The 23,901-nt window shown below is 59.1% G+C and carries 22 protein-coding genes and 1 pseudogene; 19 read left to right on the top strand and 4 right to left on the bottom strand.

Going from position 1 to position 23,901, the window contains the following annotated elements; translation table 11 throughout:
- Positions 1–10: 10 nt before the first annotated feature.
- A complete protein-coding gene (locus LCM4573_RS15375; protein WP_071007264.1) occupies positions 11–991 on the bottom strand; it encodes a sugar phosphate isomerase/epimerase in 981 nt (326 codons plus the stop codon).
- A gap of 431 nt (positions 992–1,422) precedes the next feature.
- On the opposite strand from LCM4573_RS15375, the gene LCM4573_RS15380 reads away from it, so the two are divergent.
- The 10 genes from LCM4573_RS15380 (at position 1,423) to LCM4573_RS15425 (ending at position 12,736) form a co-directional block, all read left to right on the top strand.
- On the top strand, positions 1,423–2,364 hold the full coding sequence (locus LCM4573_RS15380) for a D-ribose ABC transporter substrate-binding protein (RefSeq protein ID WP_071007265.1): 942 nt from the start codon (positions 1,423–1,425) through the stop codon (positions 2,362–2,364).
- Between the two features lie 67 nt (positions 2,365–2,431).
- Positions 2,432–3,055, top strand: coding sequence for a DUF2291 family protein (locus tag LCM4573_RS15385; RefSeq protein WP_083347464.1), 624 nt, complete (start codon positions 2,432–2,434; stop codon positions 3,053–3,055).
- The gene (locus LCM4573_RS15390) at positions 3,052–4,581 is read left to right on the top strand and encodes a sugar ABC transporter ATP-binding protein (RefSeq protein WP_071007266.1); all 1,530 of its coding nucleotides are present in this window, start codon (positions 3,052–3,054) and stop codon (positions 4,579–4,581) included. The genes LCM4573_RS15385 and LCM4573_RS15390 overlap by 4 nt, the downstream gene beginning before the upstream one ends.
- 5 nt (positions 4,582–4,586) lie before the next feature.
- The gene (locus tag LCM4573_RS15395) at positions 4,587–5,654 is read left to right on the top strand and encodes an ABC transporter permease (RefSeq protein WP_407071740.1); all 1,068 of its coding nucleotides are present in this window, start codon (positions 4,587–4,589) and stop codon (positions 5,652–5,654) included.
- A 96-nt stretch (positions 5,655–5,750) separates the two neighbouring features.
- Positions 5,751–6,560, top strand: a complete 810-nt coding sequence (locus tag LCM4573_RS15400; protein ID WP_083347465.1) for a DeoR/GlpR family DNA-binding transcription regulator — start codon at positions 5,751–5,753, stop codon at positions 6,558–6,560.
- Positions 6,561–6,994: 434 nt separating this feature from the next.
- Positions 6,995–8,233 (top strand): ABC transporter substrate-binding protein, encoded by a 1,239-nt coding sequence (locus LCM4573_RS15405; RefSeq protein WP_071007268.1) that lies wholly within the window; start codon positions 6,995–6,997, stop codon positions 8,231–8,233.
- Between the two features lie 89 nt (positions 8,234–8,322).
- A complete protein-coding gene (locus LCM4573_RS15410; RefSeq protein ID WP_071007269.1) occupies positions 8,323–9,222 on the top strand; it encodes a carbohydrate ABC transporter permease in 900 nt (299 codons plus the stop codon).
- Entirely contained in the window at positions 9,219–10,094 is an 876-nt protein-coding gene (locus LCM4573_RS15415; RefSeq protein WP_071007270.1) for a carbohydrate ABC transporter permease, read from the top strand. The genes LCM4573_RS15410 and LCM4573_RS15415 overlap by 4 nt, the downstream gene beginning before the upstream one ends.
- 27 nt (positions 10,095–10,121) lie before the next feature.
- Positions 10,122–11,639 (top strand): DUF5060 domain-containing protein, encoded by a 1,518-nt coding sequence (locus LCM4573_RS15420; RefSeq protein WP_071007271.1) that lies wholly within the window; start codon positions 10,122–10,124, stop codon positions 11,637–11,639.
- Positions 11,640–11,650: 11 nt separating this feature from the next.
- Complete coding sequence (locus LCM4573_RS15425; protein WP_071007272.1) at positions 11,651–12,736, top strand: ABC transporter ATP-binding protein; 1,086 nt, start codon at positions 11,651–11,653, stop codon at positions 12,734–12,736.
- A gap of 24 nt (positions 12,737–12,760) precedes the next feature.
- Here LCM4573_RS15425 and LCM4573_RS15430 read toward each other — a convergent pair whose 3' ends face one another.
- Positions 12,761–13,783 (bottom strand): substrate-binding domain-containing protein, encoded by a 1,023-nt coding sequence (locus tag LCM4573_RS15430; RefSeq protein ID WP_071007273.1) that lies wholly within the window; start codon positions 13,781–13,783, stop codon positions 12,761–12,763.
- A gap of 375 nt (positions 13,784–14,158) precedes the next feature.
- Between LCM4573_RS15430 and LCM4573_RS15435 the strand changes: the two genes are divergently transcribed.
- From LCM4573_RS15435 to LCM4573_RS15465, 7 genes and pseudogenes are all read left to right on the top strand, one after another.
- Complete coding sequence (locus tag LCM4573_RS15435; protein WP_071007274.1) at positions 14,159–15,424, top strand: ABC transporter substrate-binding protein; 1,266 nt, start codon at positions 14,159–14,161, stop codon at positions 15,422–15,424.
- A gap of 96 nt (positions 15,425–15,520) precedes the next feature.
- Positions 15,521–16,507, top strand: coding sequence for a carbohydrate ABC transporter permease (locus LCM4573_RS15440; RefSeq protein ID WP_071007275.1), 987 nt, complete (start codon positions 15,521–15,523; stop codon positions 16,505–16,507).
- Positions 16,507–17,337 carry a carbohydrate ABC transporter permease gene (locus LCM4573_RS15445; RefSeq protein WP_071007276.1) on the top strand — a complete coding sequence of 277 codons (831 nt, stop codon included), beginning with the start codon at positions 16,507–16,509 and terminating at the stop codon, positions 17,335–17,337. The genes LCM4573_RS15440 and LCM4573_RS15445 overlap by 1 nt, the downstream gene beginning before the upstream one ends.
- Before the next feature lie 10 nt (positions 17,338–17,347).
- Positions 17,348–18,376, top strand: coding sequence for an ABC transporter ATP-binding protein (locus LCM4573_RS15450; protein ID WP_071007277.1), 1,029 nt, complete (start codon positions 17,348–17,350; stop codon positions 18,374–18,376).
- Positions 18,377–18,504: 128 nt separating this feature from the next.
- The gene (locus LCM4573_RS15455) at positions 18,505–19,290 is read left to right on the top strand and encodes a ThuA domain-containing protein (protein ID WP_071007278.1); all 786 of its coding nucleotides are present in this window, start codon (positions 18,505–18,507) and stop codon (positions 19,288–19,290) included.
- A gap of 9 nt (positions 19,291–19,299) precedes the next feature.
- A pseudogene (locus tag LCM4573_RS15460) lies at positions 19,300–20,340 on the top strand (Gfo/Idh/MocA family protein); the annotation flags it as partial.
- 262 nt (positions 20,341–20,602) lie between these two features.
- Positions 20,603–21,070, top strand: a complete 468-nt coding sequence (locus tag LCM4573_RS15465; RefSeq protein WP_071007279.1) for a group III truncated hemoglobin — start codon at positions 20,603–20,605, stop codon at positions 21,068–21,070.
- Here LCM4573_RS15465 and recX read toward each other — a convergent pair.
- Complete coding sequence (gene recX / locus LCM4573_RS15470; RefSeq protein ID WP_071007280.1) at positions 21,057–21,611, bottom strand: recombination regulator RecX; 555 nt, start codon at positions 21,609–21,611, stop codon at positions 21,057–21,059. The genes LCM4573_RS15465 and recX overlap by 14 nt on opposite strands.
- 171 nt (positions 21,612–21,782) lie before the next feature.
- Here recX and LCM4573_RS15475 point away from each other — a divergent pair, with 171 nt between their 5' ends.
- Positions 21,783–22,229 (top strand): cyclopropane-fatty-acyl-phospholipid synthase family protein, encoded by a 447-nt coding sequence (locus LCM4573_RS15475; RefSeq protein WP_071007281.1) that lies wholly within the window; start codon positions 21,783–21,785, stop codon positions 22,227–22,229.
- An 86-nt stretch (positions 22,230–22,315) separates the two neighbouring features.
- Here the strand turns inward: LCM4573_RS15475 and LCM4573_RS15480 are convergent, their stop codons facing one another.
- Positions 22,316–22,810 (bottom strand): heme-binding protein, encoded by a 495-nt coding sequence (locus LCM4573_RS15480; RefSeq protein WP_071007282.1) that lies wholly within the window; start codon positions 22,808–22,810, stop codon positions 22,316–22,318.
- Between the two features lie 187 nt (positions 22,811–22,997).
- Between LCM4573_RS15480 and LCM4573_RS15485 the strand changes: the two genes are divergently transcribed.
- Positions 22,998–23,855, top strand: a complete 858-nt coding sequence (locus LCM4573_RS15485; RefSeq protein WP_071007283.1) for a LysR family transcriptional regulator — start codon at positions 22,998–23,000, stop codon at positions 23,853–23,855.
- Positions 23,856–23,901: the final 46 nt, after the last annotated feature.

Consider the following 23,901-nt stretch of genomic DNA (forward strand, 5'->3'; position numbering starts at 1 on the left):
TTTCCCGCGTCTACATCGCCCCGAACAGGGCTTTTTGAGCGATCTTAAGCGCGCCGATGGCATCATGGCGGCTTTGCGCCTCCTTGAGCGCATCCACGTCCAGTGCATCGAGGCCTTTCGCTGCAGCCTTGAGGAAATCGATGGCGTGATTGGCGGTGGCAACGCTGTCCTCGCGGAAGGGGAACTGATCGAGTTGCCAAACGCCCTCCCACTTGTTCTTCCGAAGCACATGGAAAAACTCGAAGATCTCGATCGGATGCAAGCTGCCGGCGACGAGGTCGTCGTCCCATGAGCGATAGTTGTCGTTGACATCCATGCCGAACAGCCGGCCATAGTCGATCGCAAGCTGAGCACTGTCGGCAGCCGATTCACCACCCATGATGGCGTGGCCGAAGTCGAGCAGGATGCCGACATTGGGCAGCCCGATCTTCTCGATACCAAGAAGCGTCCGAGCGACAGAACCGAAGCTCATTCGCACCCGCGGCTCGCGCGGCTTGTATTCGATGACAAATTTGAGGTCGGGGTTTTCACTCGCGAGCTGACCGACTCCATCCAAAGAATGCTTCCAAAGCATGCCGTAGTCGACCTGGAAGGGATAATCCCAGCCGTCCTGCCCCGGCCACAGCTTGACGTAGTCTGCGCCGAAATAGCGAACCTGATCGCAGGCTTCAGTCACCAGCTCGTGGGTGCGACGACGGATGCCCGCATCGGGGTTCGTGAAGGAGCCCTTGACGAATTCACGCGTGTAGATTTCCGGCGTGATGCCGATGACGCCGAGCTTGTTGCGGTCCAACGCCTCCTTGATCTGGGCATTGGAGAAGTCGCCGCCGAAAAACGGATAGTTGATGTCGACCACCGAGAGGTCCCTGACCTGGCCGGCGAGGTCTATGGCCTCTATGACGCTCCGCGGTGCGCCATAACCGTCAGTGGCGTAGCGGTCGAGGTAGGTGGCAAAGTGCCAGATTCCGGCGCCGAAACGTGGGGTGGTCATGAGGTTCCTCCATTTGACTCATTGTTGAAAAGGACAAGACACCGGAGGCAGGAGCAGAGAACTGCAATGACCCAATCGAGCTCGGTCAAGCTTCCTCCGTGCGCTGCCGCGGCAAGCTCAATCAGTCGCCACGAACCGACTCGTCTCGTCTCCTTCTGAAGGCCGCACTTCGAAAGGGCCTCTTTTGAATATTTTTGATCGTTTTCGTTTGCTGCGTTTCATTGCATGTATCATGATTGCATTCAAGAGATTTTTGCCCTCGTGAGCAATTCCACACGCCCCCATGCATGCACTCCTGACAATGTTCCCGGTTCCCCGCGCTCTAGACGCCGCAAAAATTGATGCAAACTAAATGAATATTGACATGAAACGAAAGCAATCGATAGAATACGAAAACCACTGGAGGGTGGGTTCGTTAAAGGGAGGTCCACATGCTCATTACCAAACGTCTACTTATATCCGCAGTAGCTCTCGGCATGCTTGGACTTGCGTCCGGCACCGCGCTTGCCGCCGACACCATCGCCATCATCACGCCCAGCCACGACAATCCGTTCTTCAAAGCCGAGGCTGATGGCGCCGCCGCAAAGGCCAAGGAACTTGGCTACGAGACGATGGTCATGGTCCACGATGATGATGCCAACAAACAGAATGAGCTGTTCGACTCGGCGATCGCCGCGGGCGTCAAGGCCATCATTTTGGACAATGCCGGCGCGGACGCTTCCGTCGCAGCCGTCCAGAAGGCAAAGGACAAGGGCATTCCCTCCTTTTTGATCGACCGCGAAATCACGGCGACCGGCGTTGCGGTGTCGCAGATCGTCTCGAACAATTATCAAGGAGCGCAGCTCGGCGCGGAAGAATTCGTCAAGCTGATGGGCGAAAGCGGAAATTACGCGGAACTGGTCGGCAAGGAGTCCGACACCAATGCTGGTATCCGCTCGCAGGGCTATCATGACGTGATCGATCAATATCCCGACATGAAGATGGTTGCGCAGCAGACGGCCAACTGGTCCCAGACCGAAGCCTATTCGGTGATGGAATCGATGCTGCAGGCCCATCCGGACATCAAGGGCGTCATCTCGGGGAACGACACAATGGCAATGGGTGCCTATGCGGCGCTCGAAGCAGCCGGCCGAAAGGACGTGATCGTGGTAGGCTTCGACGGATCCAACGATGTTCGCGACTCCATCAAGAATGGAGGCATAAAGGCGACCGTGCTTCAGCCGGCCTTCCAGCAAGCACAGCTTGCGGTGGAACAGGCCGACAAATTCATCAAGACCGGGTCGACGGGTCTCGAGGAGAAGCAGCTGATGGACTGCATTCTCATCAATGGCGAGAATGCGTCGAAGCTCGAGACGTTCGCACTGGCTGAGTAAGCGGCGAAGCGCCACCCGAACCACCAATGGTTCGGGTGGATTTCCAACGAGATAAAGTCGACACGCCATGAAGATGAGAACCCTGCTCGCTGCAAGCGTGCTCGCCTGCGCCTCCCTTACCGGCTGCAAGCTGGTGAAGACCGATCAAGGCGAAGACGGCGCGGCCGCCGATCCGATTACCGAACTCGTGGAGACGACATTCGAGGCAAAGCTCATCCCAGCACTCAAGGAAAAGACCGTTGAGCTGCCGGCCTTGCGGGAAGCGATCGCACGCGGCCTTGATGAAGCGGGCGAACAACACGGTGTACGTGTAGGAGGCGCAGGCGGCGGCTGGAACTTTCCTGTCAAGGGCACYGGCACCGTAGTGGATGAAAATCGCRCTTCCAAGGCTGCCGTAGCGGCTATCGACGTCGATGGCGACGGACAGGCGGATGCGACGCTGCAGCTCGGGCCGGTGGTAAAGGGAACCGCGCTGCGCGATACCACCAATCTCTACGATTTTTCGACTTTCCGCGACCAGATCGAGTATGCGAAGCTCGGCCGAGCCTTGAACGACAAGGCGGTTTCCAAGCTTCCTGGGTCCGATACCGCCCTGAAGGGCAAACGCGTGACCTTCCTCGGTGCCACGGTTATACGCTCTGGCAGCGAGAAGCCGGTCATCATGCCGGTATCCATCGAGGTTGCGCCATGAACGAGACCCATCCGGTTGGTTTGTCAATCCGCAACGGCTCGAAAATCTATCCTGGCACGCAGGCACTCAAAAGTGTCGATTTCGATCTGCGCATGGGTGCGGTGAACGTCCTGGTTGGCGAGAACGGCGCCGGCAAGTCGACGCTGATGAAGGTGATCGCCGGTGTCGAGCAGCTCAATGGCGGCACGATCATGCTCGATGGTGAGCCAGTGGTTTTCGCAGACAAGAACGATGCTGCACGGCATGGCGTCGGCATCGTCTTTCAGGAGCTTAACCTCTTTCCCAACATGACCGTGACCGAGAATATCTTCGTCGGTCACGAGAAGACGTTCGCACGGGTGCACATCGACAAGAGCGCTCAAACCGCAGCCGCCCGTGCACTGATGAAGCGCCTTGAGCAGGATATCGATCCGGATACACCGCTCGGGAATCTGCGAATAGGACAACAGCAGATCGTCGAAATCGCCAAGGCCCTCGCGGAAAATGCGCGCATCCTCATTCTCGATGAACCGACCTCCGCGCTGTCGGCAGCCGAGGTTGAAGTCCTGTTCCGGGTGATCGAAGACCTGAAGCGACAGGGCGTCGGGATCGTTTATATTTCGCACCGCCTGGAGGAGCTGATCCGCATCGGTGACTATATCACGGTGCTGCGTGACGGAGTGATTACAGGTTCGCGGTCGATGAAGGGCGTCGACATCCCCTGGATCGTCACCAACATGATCGGCGGTGCCTCCAAGGACTTCCCGAAAACGGTTCAACACGAACTGGGCGACGAGGTTTTCCGGGTCGAGGAAATCTGCCTACCCCGTGCCGCCGGCGGTTACGCGGTCGATCATGTATCGCTCTCCGTCCGCAACGGGGAGATCGTCGGCCTCTATGGGTTGATGGGCGCAGGCCGATCAGAGCTCCTTGAATGCGTCATGGCCCAGCATCCCAATTCCTCCGGGCGGCTCTTCATTGGAGGCCAAGCGGTCCGCGAGAAAAGCGTGTCGGGCCGCATTCGCAAAGGCCTTGCCCTCATTCCCGAGGACCGCAAACGAGACGGCCTGGTCCAGATCATGACAATCCGGGAGAACCTGACGCTCTCGTCACTTGGCGACTTCACACGCATCTTGCACCTCAGTCTGCGGGCAGAAGCTCTCAAGGCCGCCGAATCCGTAAAACAGATGGCGATTAAGATCGCCAGCCTTGAGCATCCGGTCTCCAGTCTTTCGGGTGGCAATCAACAGAAGGTCGTGATCGGGAAGGCATTGATGACGAAACCACGCATCCTACTGATGGACGAGCCCTCACGTGGCATAGATATCGGAGCGAAGGCAGAAATCTTTCGTACCATGCGCCGTCTGGCAGCAAGCGGTCTTGGGATCCTCTTCGTAACTTCGGATCTAGACGAGGTTCTGGCCCTCTCCGACCGCATTCTGGTGATGGCCAATGGCAGGCTGACCGGAGAGTTTCCAGCCGGCGCCAATGCGTCCGACGTCGTGTCCGCGGCAACGCCCAATCTCAACAGGGTTGCAATTCAATGAGCAGCATCAACACGGTGAGCAGCGACAAAACGATACCCGGCGGATCAAAGACGTCCGTACTTCTGCTGCTTTTGCATATGCGTACATTCGTTGCGTTGATCCTGGTTTTCGGGTTCTTTGCCGTTTACGCGCCGAACTTCCTGACAGGCGCCAACATGCTGATCATCTCCAAGCATGTCGCGCTGAATGCCCTGCTCGCGATTGGAATGACCTTCGTCATCATCGCCGGCGGCATCGATCTTTCGGTCGGTTCCATCGTCGGCCTCTGCGCCATGGTGGCGGGCTATCTCGTGCTATACGGCATCGACCTTGGCTTCATCGGCATCGGATACAGCATCCAGTTCAACACGATCGAGATATGCTTCCTCGTTCTGGTGGTCGGCGTCTTCATCGGACTGATCAATGGCCTGTTGATCACGAAGCTCAATGTCGCTCCCTTCATCGCAACACTCGGCACGCTCTATGTTGCGCGCGGCGCCGCACTTCTCTTTTCGAACGGTCGTACATTTCCGAACCTGGCAGGCAATCCGGAATATGGCTCCGATACGTTTCGGCTCATCGGCTCCGGCAGTTTCCTCGGTTTTCCTCTATCCGTCTGGATCATGGCGATCGTGGCTCTTCTTGCTGCCTATCTCGCGACGCGCACGCCACTTGGTCGTCACATCTATGCCGTTGGGGGTAATGAACGGGGTGCCGCCCTTTCCGGCGTCAACGTCGATCGGACAAAGCTGTTCGTCTATATGTTCTCGGGGCTCTGTGCAGCGCTGGTCGGATTGATCATCTCTTCGCAGTTGCAGGCGAGCCATCCGGCATCCGGYGAAACCTTCGAGCTGAACGCAATCGCCGCAGCCGTGCTCGGAGGCACGTCGATGTCGGGTGGTCGTGGACGCATCGCGGGCACGATCGTCGGCGCCTTCGTGATCGGGATCCTCGCCGATGGCCTCATCATGATGGGCGTCTCCTCATTCTGGCAGACGGTGATCAAGGGCGTCGTCATTATAGCCGCCGTTGTCGTCGACCAAATTCAGCAGAAGCTTCAGGCACGCGTTGTCCTGCAGCAGCAGGTCAATTGAGGATTTGAAGCTTCACACGGTTGCTGTAAGGATATTATGGAAGGGGAACCGAAGATTTTCGAGTAATTGCGATTCTTTCAGTTCAGGCAGGTCCCTATGGAAGCGAAATACGAGCAGGCTACCCCAGATTCCATGGTCGGACTCCTGTCCGAGCCCAGACGCCGCCGTATTCTCGAATGGCTCCAGGAGGAAGGCTCCGCCCGTGTCCGGGAGTTGGCGAGCGCCTTCCGAGTATCAGAAGCGACAATCCGGCAGGATTTGGAAAGGCTCGAGAACGACGGGTTCATTACGCGCGAGCACGGGGGCGCCTATCTCAATACCGCCCCGCCCCAAGCCGGAAGCATGACGCTCCACCACCAGGAGAACATGGACAAGAAGCGCCGGATCGGGGCTCTTGCGGCAAGCCTTGTAAAGGATGGCGAGACGCTGATCCTCGATGCCGGAACAACGACAACCGAAATCGCCACGCGGCTGACCAATCGTCGCGATCTCACGGTGATCACCAACGCCCTGAACATCGCGATCATACTGGGATCCGTGCCAACGATGGCAGTGCATATGCCAGGCGGCCAATTCAAATCACCGACGCTTTCGCTTTCCGGTGACAAGTCAGTCGAGTACTTCCGCAACATCTTTGCCGGCAAGCTGTTTTTGGCGACCGCCGGTGTCGCTCTCGATGCCGGGCTGACCTATCCGAGCTTTGCCGACCTTCAGCTCAAGGAAGCGATGATCAAGGCTGCTGCACACGTCTATCTCGTCGCCGACTCCACGAAGATCAACCGGTCGTCGTTCACGCGCCTCGGATCGCTCGACGTCATCAATTCGTTCATCACGGACGATGGCATCGCCGACCGCGATGCAAAGGAATTCGAAAAACGCGGCATAGAAATTCTGATAGCAAGGTAGCGCGCATATCGCTCCGAACCGAACGATTCTCGAGGGCTTGCACCCTTTCTGAGAGCCGCAATCCACGCAGATGCCGAATTCCGCTGTGCTGAACAACACGGCGTTGGCGCCATCGCCGGCGCGCATGAGCCAAGCTGACGGCGTTCCTTAGAGATCAATCCGGTGATTGCTGCTCGGATGGCTGATCCGATTGCTCGTTGGGGCCGAATGCCCTTGCCGCAGCTGGCGATGGCATTTTGCAGCTCTACGGTGAGCTGTCTGATCCATCATCCCCGGAATTATCGATATCGAAGCGAAATGATGTTCGGCGAAATGCAAGGCAAACGCCGCCATTTGGAGCCACAAACAAAATCATTCGAAAGAATTTGACATCAAACAAAAATAACTGAATAGTCTCTGGTGAAGGCTTGTACGATCTACGGGAGGAGATCCACATGAAGACTTTGAAGAGGCTATTTGCTGCATCGGCGCTCGCCATCGCCGCCGCGGGAACGGCGCAGGCTGAAGATCTGACGGTCTGGATCATCAGCTATTCGGCCGAATCTCAGGTGAAAGCGCTCCAAACCGCTGCAGAGCGCTTCGAAAAATCCCATCCCGACGTGAACGTGGAAATCGTTCAACGCGGCGTCGACGAACACAAGACCGCGTTGCGGGTCGCTGCCGGATCCGACAAGGGACCCGATGTCTACATGAGCTGGGCCGGGCTTGGTCTTGGCGGTGAGTACGTCAAGGCTGGCCTGAGCAGGGATCTGACGCCCTATTATTCGCAATATGGCTGGGACAGCCGTCTGACCGCCCCCTCTCTCGCGTTTGCCAGCAGCTACGGATCCGGCAAGCATGGCGTGCCCTTCCGCTTCTCAGGCGAGGGGCTCTATTATAACAAAGCCCTGTTCGAGCAGGCCGGCATCACGGAAGAGCCCAAGAGCTACGAGGAACTCGTCGAGGCCGCTAAGAAGCTGAAGGAAGCGGGTATTCCTGCTTTTACCTTCGGGGGCTCCGTCAACTGGCACCTGATGCGTTTGATGGACGAACTCCTGGAGACGACGTGCGGCGCCGAGGTCCACGACCAATTGAAGTCGCTGCAAGCAGACTGGAACAAGACGGAGTGCGCGACCAAGGCGTTCGCCGAGATGCAGAGTTGGGGGCAGAACTACATCCTGTCACCGTTCATGGGTGTCGATCAGAAGCAATCCTTCACCCTGTTCCTGGCGAAGCGTGCGGCGATGATGCTCGAGGGCGACTGGCTGGTCTCCCAGATCAAGGAAGGCGGCAACCTAGACGATTATGGCGTCTTCCCGTTCCCGAACGGAACGGAACGCCTCTATGGTTTCGCCGAGTATTTCTACATCTCATCCAAGACCAGCAAGCCTGATCTGGCGGCGGAATTCATTGACTCGTTCACCTCCACCGAGTTCCAGACCGAAATCGCGGGCGTCTTCGGAGCTCTTTCCGTGAACAAGGAGGTCAAGCTCAAGGACGACGCATCCGCCATGCACAAGGAATGGACGGAAATCTTCGCGCAGGCGAAGGGCACCTTCGTGAACGGTGATCAGGCCTTTCCCCTGGATGTCACGACGGAATATTTCCGCGTCATCAACGATGTCGCCGCCGGCAGGCTCGAGCCGCAAGCTGCGGCCGGCGCAATGCAGACCTTCATCGGCAACCGCAAATAAGCTGGCGACGACCTGATGTCTCCGCGACCGACAGGCGTCGCGGAGACCGCGACCGCGCACGGGATCGAGATTGAACAAGCGGAACTCTCATGCTGAAATCGAAAGCCATGCAGTCCCCACGGACTCAAGCCCTCATGCTGATCGGTCCTGCCTTCGCCGTCTATGCGACGTTCGCGATCTGGCCGATGATCGAGGTCGTCATCCTGAGCTTTCAGCATTGGAACGGTCTCGACCCCCAGCGGGAGTGGGTCGGTCTTGAGAACTATCGCTACATCCTGACCAGCGACACGGTCTTTTGGGTTGCGCTACGCAACACGATAAACTGGACGATCCTGGCAGTCATCTTTCCACCCATGATCGGCCTCCTGCTCGCGCTCGGATTGAACGAGCAGCTTTTCGGCCGCGTCCCGATGCGCGCGATCTACTATCTTCCAGTCATCATTGCCCCGATTGCGGTCGCAACGATGTGGCGGTGGATGTACGATCCTTTTTTCGGGCTCTTCAATCAGGTCCTGACAAGTCTGAGCCTGCAGGCCTGGATCAAGGACTGGCTTGGCGACCGCGAGATCGCTCTCTACTCCATGTTCGTCGCCTATACATGGCAATATGTCGGCTTTTCCATGGTGCTCTTCCTGGCTGGCCTGCAGGGCGTCGACCGCTCGCTTGTGGAAGCAGCCCGTATCGATGGCGCCAACCGGTGGCAGGTCTTCCGCCATGTAACGCTGCCGGCGCTACGCGTTACGCTGGCGATCGTCCTCGTCCTGTCGACCATCTCGTCGCTGAAGGCGTTCGATATCGTTTACGGGATGACCGGTGGCGGACCGGCACAATCAACCCAGATGCTCGCGCTCTGGGCATTCATGCAATCGATGCAGATCTTCGATTTCGGCCGGGGTTCCGCCATCTCGGTCATTCTCCTCCTGGTCACCCTGACGATCGTCGTTCCCTATCTGCGCTGGTCGCAACGCGATGAAGGAGCCGCCGAATGACGGTCATGACAACGCATCTTGAAAGTGAGACGGCAGAGATAAAGCGCCGACGGGATCCCTTCCTCATCATTCTCTGGCTGGTGCTGGTCGTCTTTGCCCTGCTCTGGGTTGCCCCGATTGTGCTCATCGCCTTCACGGCGCTGAAATCCAATGCAGAGATCATGGCCACCAATGCCTTCACGCCGCCCGAGACGGTGGCCTGGAGCAATTTTTCCGGTGCTTGGGAGCGCGGCAATTTCGCCACGACATTCCAAAACAGCGTCATCATCACCGTCATCAAGGTACCGCTCGGACTGATGTTCTCGGCAATGGCCGCTTATGCTTTGGCGAGGATCAAACTGCGGTTCGGCAAGCTGCTCCTGCTTTTCTTTCTTTTCGGCGCCATGATCCCGTTTCAAGTCATGCTGGCACCGATCTTTACGCTGGTGAACGGTTTCGGGCTCATCGACACTTATCCGGGAGTGATCCTGCCCTACCTGGCGTTCGGGGTCCCCTATCAGGTCTTCATTCTGCACGGCTTCTTCAAGGCGGTCCCGAAGGAATTGTCGGAAGCGGCTCTCATCGATGGAGCCTCGCATCTGACCGTTTTCCGCAGGATCTTCCTGCCTATCTCACTGCCGGTCCTGGCGGCTCTGCTCATCCTGGATTTTGTCTCCACCTGGAATGAGTTCGCCATGGCATTGGTCCTGCTTCAGGATCGCAACATGTGGACCCTGCCGCTGGGGCTCATGTCCTTCCAGGGACAGTTTTCGACCGACTATGGTCAGTTGAACGCAGCGATCGCCATGACCGTATTCCCCGCCGTCGTCGTCTACATGATCTTTCAGAGGTACTTCGTCAGCGGCCTGACATCGGGCGCCGTCAAGGGCTGAACATCATAACATATCGAGGAGTGAACTATGGCTGAGCAACGAAGCCGCTGGGACGTTTTCGAATTTTCAGCAACTGGCCCTTCCAGTGGCAACCCTTATCTCGACGTCTCGTTCGGTGCGACATTCTCGCTCGACAACCGTGAGATAAAGGTGCCCGGCTTCTATGACGGAGACGGTGTCTACAAGGTGCGCTTCTGCCCTGACACGGAGGGGGACTGGCGGTTCGTGACCACATCCAGCGCCGATGAGCTTTCCGGACTTGAGGGGACACTGTCGGTCGGACCAGCCAGGAACGGGGTCCATGGCCCCGTCAGGGTCCGCAACCAATTCCATTTCGCCTATGCCGACGGCAAGCCCTACCTTCCTTTCGGAACGACCTGCTACGCTTGGACCCATCAGACGATGGAGCTACAGGAGCAGACGCTTGAGACCCTGAAGACCGCACCGTTCAACAAGATCCGCATGGGAGTTTTTCCCAAGGACTACATCTACAACACCAACGAACCGCTGCACGACATCTACGAGAAGCGTGCCGACGGCAGCCATGACATGGATCGGCCGAACTTCGAGAGCTTCCGGCACTTCGAGACGCAGATCGGGCGCCTGATGGAAATGGGCATCGAAGCGGACATCATCCTCTTCCATCCCTACGACCGATGGGGCTATTGCACCATGACGGAGGAGCAGGACTTCCGTTATCTTCGCTATATCGTCGCCCGCATCGCCGCCTATCGAAACGTCTGGTGGTCGCTCGCGAACGAATATGATTTCCTACTCGACACCAAGCCAATGGAGCGCTGGGACAGGTTCTTCCAGATCATCGAGGAAGGCGATCCCCTTCGCCATCCCAAGTCGATCCACAACGGTGACGTGGACAAGAACTACGACCACCGCAAACCATGGGTCGACCACGTCTGCATTCAGAACTGGGATGTCAAGAAAACCCTCGATTGGCGCCAGGCATACGGCAAGCCGGTCGTCAATGACGAACCGGAATATGAGGGCAACATTCCCAAGGAGTGGGGCAATATCCACGCCCATGAACTGGTCAACCGGTATTGGCTGACGCTTTGCCGCGGCGGCTACATTGGCCATGGTGAAACCTTCATGCACGAGGATGACGAACTCTGGTGGGCGAAAGGCGGCACGCTGCGCGGGGATGCGCCACCTCGGATCGCATTCCTGCGCCGGTTGCTCGAAGCGGATGCCGTCAACGGATTGACCCCGATGCTAGAGCGGGGGACGCCGTTCAAGCGCGTTTCCGCCGTCCGCGACGGTGATGTTCGGTATATCTATTTTTCCGAGCATCAGCCGGTGGAATGGGCGCTGGGCCTGCCCGAGGAAGATGGCGAATGGGAGATTGATCTGATCGACGTGTGGAATATGACGATCACACCGCTGGACAAGGCGGYGCTCCCGAAAGTCCATCCGCAGCGCATTACCGGAGGATCGCACATCACCAACCAGTTCTCGGCGGCGTTTGGATTGAAATTGYCGGGCAAGCCGTATCTTGCGGTGCGCGTGCGTCCCCGCAAGAGCCATTGAGGAGTTGCAGCATGGCACCGGTTCAGGTCTCCAATCTGCGTAAGAGCTTCGGCGCGCTGGACGTGATCCAGGGCGTATCCATCGACATCACGGATGGGGAATTTCTCATCCTGGTCGGCCCCTCCGGCTGCGGAAAGTCCACACTTCTGCGAATGATAGCGGGGCTTGAGGACATCTCCGACGGACGGATCAGTATCGGAAACCGTATCGTCAACGCGCTCTCCCCGAAGGATCGCAACATTGCAATGGTGTTTCAGAACTATGCGCTCTATCCGCAGATGACTGTTGCGCAGAATATGGGCTTCTCGCTGGAGATTTCTGGCGCGAAGAAGGCCGAGATACAGAAGAAGGTGGCCGAGGCGGCGGAAGTTCTCGGTTTGACGCCGCTCCTGCAACGAAAGCCCTCGCAACTGTCCGGCGGCCAGAGACAGCGTGTCGCCATGGGGCGCGCCATTGTTCGCGATCCTGACGTTTTTCTCTTCGATGAGCCGCTTTCGAACCTGGACGCCAAACTGCGCGTGCAGATGCGTGCGGAAATCAAAGCGCTACACCAGAGGCTGGGCTCGACGATTATCTATGTCACCCACGACCAGATCGAGGCCATGACAATGGCCGACCGGATCGTGGTCCTGCGCGGAGGGCGCGTCGAGCAGATCGGCACGCCGCTCGAACTTTACGATCGTCCTGCCAACATGTTCGTGGCGGGATTTCTCGGCTCGCCGTCGATGAATTTCCTCAGGGGCGTTATAGAAGGGCAATCGCTGCGCCTGCAGGGCGGCGAACGGCTGGCGCTTTCGGCCGTTCCAAGCGGACACACGGGCGAAGTCATTATCGGCATTCGTCCGCAGAACGTGATCGTCAATGCTGAAGAAGGCACAGCGGCGGTTGTCAAGGTCATCGAACCGACCGGCGCCGAGACGCATGTCCTCGCCGAGATCGGAGGCATCGAAATCACCTGCGTCGTCAATGATCGCGTCGACTTCGAGCCAGGGCAGCAAATTCCTATTTCGATTGCATCGCCGAACCTTCACTACTTCGATGCGGCGAGCGAAAGGCGTCTCACGGGCGAAACTGTCAGCCGAGCCAAATTGGCTTAGTCAAAAAGATCGACAAGGCGGTTCTCATGCCTCGACGGGCGCGGGCGCGGTGGATTCCCGCAGAATGAGCTCCACGGGCCAGAGCTCATGAATCTCGTCTGCCGGCCGCCCGGCAAGCATCTGCAGGACCAGCTCGGCCGACCTTGCGCCGGCGGCCCGCATGGACGACCGGGTAGCGGAAAGTGAAGGCACCATGTTCTCCGCCGTCAGATAGGGGAAGACATCGTCATGGGCGATGACGGAAACATCGCGCCCGATGACAAGGTCGAGGGAGCGGGCGGCGCGATAAATGCCGAGCGCCGTCATCATCGAACCGGCAACGAAGGCGGTTGGGCGCGGGGACTGTTCCAAGAAAGCCCGCGCAAAGCGAAACCCGACCTCGTCGGTGAAGTCGCCATGAACGACGAGGCGAGGATCGAACGGGATGCCGCGTTCCGCCAACGCCTCGCGATACCCTTTGTCGCGATGAAGCGAGAAGGTCAGTCCCGGGCGACCATTGATCATGGCAATCCGTCGATGACCGAGATCGAGCAGTTGGGACGTCGCACGCCGAATGGCACCCTCATTGTCGATGTCGAGCCAGGCATAGGGCACGCTCGTCTCCGAGCGCCCGTGAACGAGAAAAGGCATCTCAAGCCCGTGAAGCATTGTAATGCGTTCGTCGTCGGGCATGGGTGAACTGACAATGATGGCATCGACCCGCCTGCTGGTGGCGAGCCTGTTGCAGAGTGTGATCACATCGTCCGAACCGGCGTCCGAGAGCGGACTGACAAGGATGTCCACGCCGTCCTCGCCAAGGCGCTCGGCCATTCCGGTCATGAACTCGGCGAAATGAAATTCGCTGCTGCGCCCCATCACCATGCCGATCGCACCTGCGCGTCCCGTCACGAGCCGCACGGCATTGATGTTCGGGCGGTAGCCAAGACGAACGGCTTCCTCGGCGACCCGTTTTCGGGTCGCTTCGCTGACCTCGGGATAGCCGCTCAGCGCTCGACTGACGGTGGTCGGCGACAGCCCTAATTGTTTGGCGAATTCCTTTAATTTCATGAGACCGACGTCATTACCCCCGAATGGTTGGGCTGGAGAATATATCCGCATTCGCCGATCATGACAGGCCTGCCTTCAAAAAGATCCCCGTGCGCGCCGACCGTTTTTAAATTTTGCCAAATCGTTTTCAAATTTCTACTCATGTCGGCACGACCTGCCGTGATCGACTATTGAACAACACCGTCGAGATGTCACACGATCTTTCCGATATCTGGCTGAAATCATACATCTTTATTGAGAAATTCACAACCAATCCTGAAGCAGTCACCGGGCGCCTTGACAAGTTTTTTTGTTTCTGACAGCTTTTTATAGCCAAACCGTTTTCAATTTCGCATCGGAAGGCGAAAACCTGCAGCCTGGGAGGAGCCAGAAACCATGAAGCCATTTTGGGGAGCCTTGATCCTTTGCGCCGCCGCCACCGGCAGCGTCGATCTTGCAACCGCCGCCGAACYTTCCATGGCGGCCAATTCGACGGGCAAGAATTTGAGCTTCCTGCGCGAGCAGATCGACAAGTTCGAGAAAGAGACCGGCCACAAGGTCAACCTCGTAACCATGCCGTCGTCGAGCAGCGAACAGTTCAGCCAGTACCGGCTGTGGCTTGCAGCAGGCAACTCGGATGTCGACGTCTATCAGACCGACATCGTCTGGGCGCCACAGCTCGCCGATCAGTTCGTCGACCTTGCCGAGGCCGCAAAAGATGTCGTCGGCGATTTCTTTCCGTCGATCATCGCGTCGCAGACGGTAAACGGTCGCCTGGTCGCGCTCCCGCTCTATACCGATGCACCCGCCCTCTACTACCGGACCGATCTTCTGGAAAAATATGGCAAGGCRCCTCCCAAGACCTGGGATGAAATGGAAGCGGTCGCCAGGGAAATCCAGGAAAAAGAGCGCGCGGCCGGGCAGCCCGACCTGTGGGGTTATGTATTCCAGGGCAATGCCTATGAGGGCCTGACCTGCAACGCGCTCGAATGGATCAAGTCCTCCGGCGGCGGCCAGATCATCGAGACCGACGGCACGATTTCGATCAACAACGAAAAGGCGGCGGAAGCCGTCGATCGAGTGAAGGCATGGATCGGCACGATCGCCCCGAAGGGCGTGCTCGCCTATCAGGAGGAAGAGGCCCGCGGCGTGTGGCAGACGGGCAATGCGGTCTTCATGCGCAATTGGCCTTACGCCTATGCGCTCGGCAATGGTGCCGACAGCGCCGTGAAAGGTAAATTCGCGGTGACGCCGCTTCCTGCTGCTTCCGATGATGAACAACCCTCCTCCACGCTCGGGGGCTGGAACCTCGCGGTCTCCAAGTATTCGGCGGACCAGGAGGCGGCGATCGCGCTGGTGAAATTTCTATCGTCCTCCGAAGTGCAGAAGGCGCGCGCCGTACAGCTTTCGAATCTGCCGACGCTCGCAGCACTCTACGACGATCCGGAAGTCGCCGCCGCGCAGCCTTTCATGCCGAGCTGGAAGCCCATCTTCGAAAGCGCAGTGCCGCGCCCGTCGGCCATCGCCAAGGTGAAATACAACGAGGTCTCGTCGAAATTCTGGAGCGCGGTCCACAACACGCTTTCCGGAAACGGGACGGCCGCCGAAAACCTCGAACTGCTCGAACTCGAACTGACGGAACTCAAGGGAGATGCCTGGTAATTCCCGCCAGCCACAGATGGCAGCCCCAGGCGGCTGCCATCTCCCCTTGGTCGAAGGTTCCGGCGCAGACCGGACCGCAACCAGAGAGATGACGTCATGACGGATATTTCGCTTGCGGAATTGCCGGCAACATCGACGAGCCAGATCAGGATCGGCTCGCAATTGCAGGCGCAGCGCATTCGCTCGGCATGGGTGTTCCTTGCCCCGACATTCCTGGTGCTTGCCCTCGTCGCGGGCTGGCCGCTCGTAAGGACCATCTATTTCAGCTTCACCAACGCGTCTCTGACCAATCTCGCCGGGGCGGAATTCGTCGGCTTCAAGAACTATCTTTCCTGGGTCACTTTGAAGAGCGGGCGCACCGTCTACAATGGCCTGCTCGCCGATGCCGCCTGGTGGAACGCGGTCTGGAACACGCTGAARTTCACCGTGGTTTCGGTCGGCATCGAAACCGTTCTCGGACTTGTCGTCGCCCTTGTGCTCAACGCGCAGTTCGCGGGGCGCGGACTTGTGCGGGCGGCCATCCTCATCCCTTGGGCGATCCCGACCATCGTGTCGGCCAAGATGTGGGCCTGGATGCTGAACGATCAATTCGGCATCCTGAACGATATCCTGCTCCGCCTTGGCCTGATCAGCCAAAAGATCGCCTGGACCGCCAGCCCTGATACCGCGATGGTCGCCGTGCTGATCGTCGACGTCTGGAAGACGACGCCTTTCATGGCTCTCCTGATCCTTGCGGGCCTGCAGATGGTGCCTGGGGATATTTACGAGGCGGCCAGGATCGACGGCGTTCACCCGGTCAAGGTCTTCTGGCGGCTGACGCTGCCGCTCATTCGTCCGGCTCTGATGGTCGCGGTGATATTCCGCATGCTCGATGCATTGCGCATCTTCGACCTGATCTATGTGCTGACGCCCAACAACGCCCAGACCAAGACGATGTCCGTGCTTGCGCGCGAGAACCTCTTCGATTTCGACAAGTTCGCCTATGGGGCGGCGGCTTCCACCATGCTGTTCCTCATCATAGCGGCAATCACCATCCTCTACATGTGGTTCGGCCGGGTCAATTTCGACGGAGGGGAACGCTGATGGCTCTCGCTCTTGCCAAACGAACGGCCCTTTACGGTCTCGTCGCTTCCATCATCATCATCGCGGTTTTCCCTTTCTACTATGCAATCCTGACGAGCCTGAAATCCGGCACCGCCCTTTTCAGAGTCGACTATTGGCCGACCTCGTTCTCATTGGCGAACTATGCGGAGGTCCTGTCGAGAGGAAGCTTCCTCAAGAACCTCGGTAATTCGCTGCTGGTGGCGACCTTGGTTGTCGGCATTTCGCTTCTGCTTGCGGTCACCGCCTCCTTCGCCCTGGCGCGGGTGCGCTTTCGCGGCCGCTCGCYGCTGCTGCTCACCATCCTGTCGGTTTCCATGTTCCCGCAGATCGCGGTACTGGCCGGCCTTTTCGAGCTCATCCGCGCGGTCGGCATCTTCAACACGCCCCTTGCATTGATCTTTTCCTACATGATCTTCACGCTACCCTTCACGGTATGGGTGCTGACCACTTTCATGCGGGACCTCCCGATCGAGATCGAGGAGGCGGCGATCGTCGACGGCGCATCGTCCTGGGTCATCATCACGCGGGTCTTCATGCCGCTCATGTGGCCGGCGCTGGTGACCACGGGCCTGCTTGCCTTCATCGCGGCCTGGAACGAGTTCCTGTTCGCATTGACCTTCACGTCATCGGATACGCAGCGCACGGTGCCGGTCGCCATCGCGCTACTGTCCGGCGGCAGYCAGTTCGAAATTCCCTGGGGCAACATCATGGYGGCATCCGTCATCGTCACCGTGCCCCTCGTGATCCTCGTCCTGATCTTTCAGCGGCGGATCATTTCCGGCCTCACCGCCGGCGGCGTCAAAGGATAGGAGGAGGCAAATGGCGACGATACAACTGCGCGATATTCGCAAGACATTCGGAGCGCTCGAGGTCATCAAGGGTATCAGCATGGACATTCGCGCTGGCGAGTTCATGGTGTTCGTGGGACCGTCCGGCTGCGGAAAATCGACTTTGCTGCGGCTGATCTCGGGATTGGAGGAGATCTCTTCCGGAACRCTCGCGTTCGACGGTCAGGTGGTCAATGCGCTCACTCCGGCCAAGCGTGGCATCGCCATGGTCTTCCAGTCCTATGCACTTTATCCTCATATGACGGTATACGAGAACATGGCCTTCGGCATGCAATTGGCCGGCAAGAACAAGCAGCAATGCCGGCAGCGGATCGAGGCGGCTGCGGAAATGCTGCAGCTCACCCCTTATCTGCAGCGCCTGCCGCGTCAGCTTTCCGGCGGCCAGCGTCAGCGCGTGGCGATCGGACGGGCGATCGTGCGCGATCCGAAGGTCTTCCTCTTCGATGAACCCTTGTCCAATCTCGATGCGGCCCTGCGTGTCGCGACGCGACTGGAAATCGCCAAGCTTCACCGCAGCATGCACAATACGACCATGATCTACGTGACGCATGACCAGGTGGAGGCCATGACGCTGGCGGACCGGATCTGCGTGCTGCGCGATGGCCGGGTCGAGCAGATCGGCACACCGCTCGAGCTCTACGAAAAGCCGAATTCGGTTTTCGTCGCGGGTTTCATCGGCTCACCGAAAATGAACTTCCTGAACGGAGGATTGGCCGAACCATACAAGGCACACACGATAGGCATCCGTGCCGAGCACATCGAAATCGTCGAACAGAACGGGYAATGGAGCGGTACGGTCATCCATTCCGAAATTCTTGGGGCCGACAGCTATCTCTATGTCGAAATAGGAGCTTCCGAGCCCCTGGTGGTCAGGAAGGGCGGCGTTGCCGATTACCAGCCCGGCCAATCGCTTCAGCTGAAGCCTCTCGAAGAATGCATCCATCGCTTCGATGCGRCAGGCCAGGCCATGAACCCGGTCGAACTGCGAGGCGCGGCATGACGCAAGGACAAGCATGGCGCCTGCCCCTGCCGGCCTCCCCTCTCTTCTAAAGCAGCACACGTAAAGACCTTTTGAATATCAGGATACCCGCGTTCTCCTCCCAAGCCGCGGGAAGATAAGGAGCCAATATGTCTATCCGAACAATCGTATGGGGTGAGAACATCCACGAGCGCACCAACCAGGTGGTCGCGGAAGTGTACCCGGACGGCATGCACAGCACGATCGCCGAGGCGCTGAACCAGGATCCGGCGATCAAGGCAACCACCGCCACGCTGCAGGAGCCGGAGCATGGGCTTTCCGTCGAGCGCCTTGCCGAGACCGACGTGCTGCTCTGGTGGGGGCACAAGGACCACGGTGGGGTTTCCGACGAAGTCGTCGAGCGAGTGGCCAAGCGCGTATGGGAGGGCATGGGTCTCATCGTCCTGCATTCGGGCCATTTCTCCAAGATCTTCAAGCGGCTGATGGGGACGCCCTGCGCGCTCAAATGGCGCGAAGCGGGAGAGCGCGAGCGTATCTGGGTGATCAATCCCAGGCATCCGATCGCGGCCGGCCTTCCAGACCATTTCGAGCTGGAAAACGAAGAGATGTACGGCGAGCAGTTCTCCGTTCCGGAACCGCTGGAAACAGTCTTCATCTCCTGGTTCGAGGGTGGCGAGGTGTTCCGCTCCGGCCTGACCTACAGGCGGGGAGCCGGCAACATCTTCTATTTCCGCCCCGGCCACGAAACATACCCGACCTATCACAATGAGACGGTCCAGCAGGTGCTGCGCAACGCCGTGAAATGGGCCCATAACCCGCTCGGCACCTATGCAGCCATTCACGACGCACCGAACGTGCCAGTCGAAAAGGCACTGGAACCCATCGTCGAGCGTGGGCCACGGCTGCATCAGGCCGGCGAAGCCGGATACAGGTGAGGCGGACCCATGCGACTTCTCATTCTGGGAACCGGCGRCATGGCCAATACCCATGCCATGCATTTTTCGGAAATCTCCGGCGTCGAACTCGTAGCGGCGGTGGACGTGGACGAGGTGCGCGTGCGCGCCTTCGCGCTCCGTCACAATATTCCGCTCACCTTCACCTCGCTGGAGGACGCCATCGCCTGGGGCGAATTCGACGCGGCCGCCAACGTTACTCCGGACAATATCCATCATCCGACCACATTGGCGCTGCTTGCCGCGGGCAAGCACGTGTTTTGCGAAAAGCCCCTGGCGGAAAACTATGCCAAGGCCGCGGAAATGGCCGACGCGGCGGAGAAATCCGGCCTTATCGCGATGGTCAACCTGACCTATCGCAACGTAGCGCCGCTTCAAAAAGCTCGCGCGATGGTGCTCGCCGGCGAGATCGGCAAGATCCGGCACCTGGAGGCTTCCTATCTCCAGAGCTGGCTCGTCTCTAAGGCTTGGGGAGACTGGGCCACGGAGTCGAAATGGCTATGGCGGCTATCGACGAAACACGGCTCGAACGGCGTGCTTGGCGATGTAGGCATCCATATCCTCGACTTTGCGGCCTACGCGGCGGCAAGCGATCTGGAGCGTGTTTCCGCGCGGTTGAAGACCTTCGACAAGGCTCCCGGGAACCGCATCGGCGAATACGATCTCGACGCCAATGACAGCTTCGTCATGATGGCCGAGTTCGCCAATGGCGCAATGGGCGTCATCCATGCCAGCCGCTGGGCGACCGGGCATCTGAACGAACTGAGGTTACGCATGCATGGAGACAAGGGCGCAATCGAGGTGATCCACACGCCGAACGGTTCGACGCTGCGTGCCTGCTCCGGAGCCGATGTCGAGAACGCCGTCTGGCGGGACATCGATGCCGGCACGGTTCCCACCAACTACCAGCGCTTTGCCGAGGCGGTGCGAACCGGAGTGCCGGGCGATCCAGATTTCCGCCATGCGGCCGATCTGCAGATCGTCCTCGATCATGCGATKACGACCGGCGGCGAACTCCCGCAGCTTGCCATCCGCCGCGCGATTGCCGCCGCGCCCCCCTCTGAAGCGATCGTCATTCCGCAACTGGCGATCGTCGAAGCACTCGCCGCCGACAAGGATATCATTGCGGTGGACCTCGCAAACGTAACCGCATCGAAGTGATGTAAAGCAGATTGAGGCTGGCAGACCGCAAGAAGACTCCTGCCAGCCTCAAACACCCCCGTAATTGCTCGATGCGGCCTTGGGCCCGACGTCCGCGAAGACTATATGATAGCGGCAGAGCACGGGGTGTGAAATGAGCAATGAACTGCAGGGTCGCGCCGCCCATGTCGCGGGGATCCGCGAACGCGCGGAAGCGGAGATGACAGCGATCGGTATCGATGAAGCCTTCATCGGCTTGCTGGTCGAAACGTTTTATGGCCGCGTATTGTCGCATCCGGAACTGGGGCCCGTCTTTGACGCAAGGCTTTCGGGCCGCTGGCCCGAGCATATGGAGAAGATGAAGAGCTTCTGGTCCGCCGTGGCTTTCCGCAGCGGCGCCTATGGCGGCAAACCGGTTCAGGCCCATTTCGGCGTTGCCAACATGACGCCCGAGCTCTTTCCGAAATGGCTTGAGCTCTTTTCCGCGACCCTCGACGACATCGCCCCGAATAAAGAAGCGAAAGCCTGGTTCATGGCGACAGCGGAGCGTATCGCCAGAAGCCTGACACTTTCGCTTTTCTACAATCCGGCGCTCGATGATCCGGCCCTTAAACGCTCCTGACCGCGGCCAGCGCCTCTTCGGCATCCTCGATCGACATCTCGAAGACCTTCCGGCCGATCTCGAAGGCGAACCCCGCCCTGGCAAAGGCAGAAAGCTCCTTTGCCTTGCGTTTCTCATCCAGATCGTTCTTGCGAAACGGCCCAAGCGCACGCTTGCGGGCAAGGACAACCGCAGCATAAAAGTCGTCCGCCTCCGAAATGGCGGCTGCGATCGTGGTCCTTGCGATACCTTTCTGCGACAGCTTTTGCGCGATGGCGCGCTTCGACTTGCCGCCGCGCATGCCGCTTCGGGTGCTCATCTCGGCATAGCTGTTATCGTCCAACGCCTTAATCTCATAAGCGAATTGCACGRCAAAATCGGCCAATGCCGTGACCTGGGCTTGGCTGATCGGGTCGAATTTTTGCCGCGCTTTGCGCGCGATGGCGTCGAACAGCTGCTTTTCCGTGTGCATTCGCCGCTCGAGGCGGTAAATTGCCGAATTGCGTGCCCATGAGAACATGCGCTGCGTCGGCGTATCGGACTGCTGCGTCTCGTCATCCAAGTCCAAGCTAGCTCCCAAACGGCTGGATCCTCGGTCGGTGGTCAAGCTGTCGGTTCTTTTGACGACAACGCGGTCTTGGGTCAACGAGCCGGTCAATTCGTCCAGTGTTCGTTCCACGGAATAAGGGGAGGAAGTGATCCTCGCCAAAGGCTAATTCCAGGGAGAAGTGCGATGCCAAGGGAACTATCGGCGCGGCTGCTCGAGATTGTGAACGCACTGCCTTTGCGGCCAGGATTGCGCGTGCTGGAGATCGGATGCGGACCGGGGGCTGCGGCGCGAGAAATCGCGCGTCGGATGGATGGYGGACATGTCCTCGCTATCGACCGTTCGGCCAAGGCCATCGCCCAGGCGAGGGACCTGTCACGAGCAGAGATCGCGGCTGGAACACTAAGTCTTCGTCATGTGGCCGTTGAGGATTTTGGGTTGCAGCCGGGTGAAGCCTTCTATGACATTGCCATCGCCGTGCGTGTTGGCGCTTTGGATGGGCGCCACCCCGAGGTCGGGCGGCGCGCGAGGGCCCGTATTGCGGCAGCATTGAACCCGCAGGGACGCCTGTTCATCGATGGAGGCAACCCGCTCCGGGAGATTGATCTGGGCGATCGAGCGACGGGCGCCTGAAGTCCGCCGTGCAGGAATGCCGCTGCACGCCACCCCCGGTCTGGAGGCGGCTCGCTTGCCCGCGGGCCGCCTGATGGTGCAGGCAATTACTCGGCGGCGCCGATCGCCTTGAGCCCGGCGGCGGCACAGCCGGCATCGATCTCCCCCGAGGGAGCGCCACCCACGCCAATTCCGGCGACCAGGGCGTTGCCGATTTTGACCGGCAGGCCCCCCGCCTGGATAACCATGCGTGGATCCATGTCGCGCAACCCTTCATTGGCCGGCTTGGAGGCGATGAACTCGGCGAGGCCCGCCGTATCACGACCCAATGCGGCCGACGTGAAGGCCTTTCCGGTGGCGCTGGCCGTTGTGTGCGGGCCGGAGTTGTCGGCCTTCAACAGCACTTTGGTTGAGCCGTCGCGTGCTACGACGGCGACGCTGACATTGTGACCTTCAGCAACACATGCCTGAAGCGCCGCATCGGCAGCCTTTGTTGCGGTATCGAGCGGCAGATAGGATGTCGTCGGCAGGTCCTGAGCGATGACCGCCAGCGGAGCAAAAAGCGTTGCTGCCGTCGCCGAGAGCACGAGTTTGCGGATCATTATGGTCTCCTTTCCGTTGGAACGCGGTGGCTTGGTAGGGGCTCCGCGTCGGACACTCGTTCAGATAGAACCCGTCGGAGATATTAGGAAATTAAATATACTAATGCTTTACATTAAAATTCTGAAACTAGACGTCTCATGAGACCCTTCCATCACAGCCTCTCATGCCAACGCCGCGAGGAAAAAAATGCTCGATCCACGCCTCCTTCGTTCTTTCGTAACGATTGCCGACACGGGAAGTTTTACCCAGGCGTCCGAGCGCCTGAACATGACGCAATCCACGATCAGCCAGCAGCTTGCTCGACTTGAGGAGGCCGTCGGGCATGTGCTCATAGATCGCGTCGCGCGCCCCGCGCGGCCAACGGCAGCGGGTGAGCGCCTGCTTGGCTATGCCCGACGGATTCTCTCCCTGACGCAGGAGGCCGAGACGGCCCTCGGCGATCCGGCTGGTACGACATCCATCCGCATCGGCCTTCCGGAAGATATCGTCAGCACTGCGATGGCGGCCGCTTTCGGGGAGTTCGCTGAGCGCCATCGCGAGATCCGTCTCGACGTCACCGCAGGACTGAGCCRTGACCTCACCAGGCGCTATCGTGGCGGCGAGTTCGACATTGTCATCGTCAAGGAACCGGCGGCCAGTTCCGACTATCGGTCGACCTTTCCCGAAGCAATGGCCTGGTTCGAAAGCGCCGATCCTCCTGCTGAATGGCCGGACCCCGTCCCGCTCGTGGCCTTCCCGCCCGGCGGCCTTTACCGTGAAGCCATGTTCGAGCGCATCGAGCGCGAGCGCCGCCGCTGGTACGTGGCCTTTTCCGGCAGCAGCCTTCACAATGTGCTTGTCGCCGTGGAGACCGGGCTCGGCCTGTCGCTTCTGCCGATCAGCACGACGACGGGACGCCGCGTACGGCAGTATGCACCGTTTGGCATGGAACCCTCGATGGTAGTCTCGATTTACGCCTGGGAGACGACTGGGCCGGTTACCGAACTGGTCGAACATATGACCACGATCCTGGCAGGGCGGTTCAATATACCGGGCCAATCATGACCGCAGCCTCTTTTGGAATTCGGCCGCCGCCATCTATTTTCATAAT

The organism is Rhizobium sp. LCM 4573 (assembly GCF_001854865.1).
Taxonomy (GTDB): domain Bacteria; phylum Pseudomonadota; class Alphaproteobacteria; order Rhizobiales; family Rhizobiaceae; genus Neorhizobium.

Bases quoted from the DNA above. Each gene is read 5' to 3' on its own strand.
- LCM4573_RS15375 (WP_071007264.1), bottom strand. From the start codon at position 991: ATGACCACCCCACGTTTCGGCGCCGGAATCTGGCACTTTGCCACCTAC.
- LCM4573_RS15380 (WP_071007265.1), top strand. From the start codon at position 1,423: ATGCTCATTACCAAACGTCTACTTATATCCGCAGTAGCTCTCGGCATG.
- LCM4573_RS15390 (WP_071007266.1), top strand. From the start codon at position 3,052: ATGAACGAGACCCATCCGGTTGGTTTGTCAATCCGCAACGGCTCGAAA.
- LCM4573_RS15400 (WP_083347465.1), top strand. From the start codon at position 5,751: ATGGAAGCGAAATACGAGCAGGCTACCCCAGATTCCATGGTCGGACTC.
- LCM4573_RS15405 (WP_071007268.1), top strand. From the start codon at position 6,995: ATGAAGACTTTGAAGAGGCTATTTGCTGCATCGGCGCTCGCCATCGCC.
- LCM4573_RS15410 (WP_071007269.1), top strand. From the start codon at position 8,323: ATGCTGAAATCGAAAGCCATGCAGTCCCCACGGACTCAAGCCCTCATG.
- LCM4573_RS15415 (WP_071007270.1), top strand. From the start codon at position 9,219: ATGACGGTCATGACAACGCATCTTGAAAGTGAGACGGCAGAGATAAAG.
- LCM4573_RS15425 (WP_071007272.1), top strand. From the start codon at position 11,651: ATGGCACCGGTTCAGGTCTCCAATCTGCGTAAGAGCTTCGGCGCGCTG.
- LCM4573_RS15430 (WP_071007273.1), bottom strand. From the start codon at position 13,783: ATGAAATTAAAGGAATTCGCCAAACAATTAGGGCTGTCGCCGACCACC.
- LCM4573_RS15455 (WP_071007278.1), top strand. From the start codon at position 18,505: ATGTCTATCCGAACAATCGTATGGGGTGAGAACATCCACGAGCGCACC.
- LCM4573_RS15465 (WP_071007279.1), top strand. From the start codon at position 20,603: ATGAGCAATGAACTGCAGGGTCGCGCCGCCCATGTCGCGGGGATCCGC.
- LCM4573_RS15480 (WP_071007282.1), bottom strand. From the start codon at position 22,810: ATGATCCGCAAACTCGTGCTCTCGGCGACGGCAGCAACGCTTTTTGCT.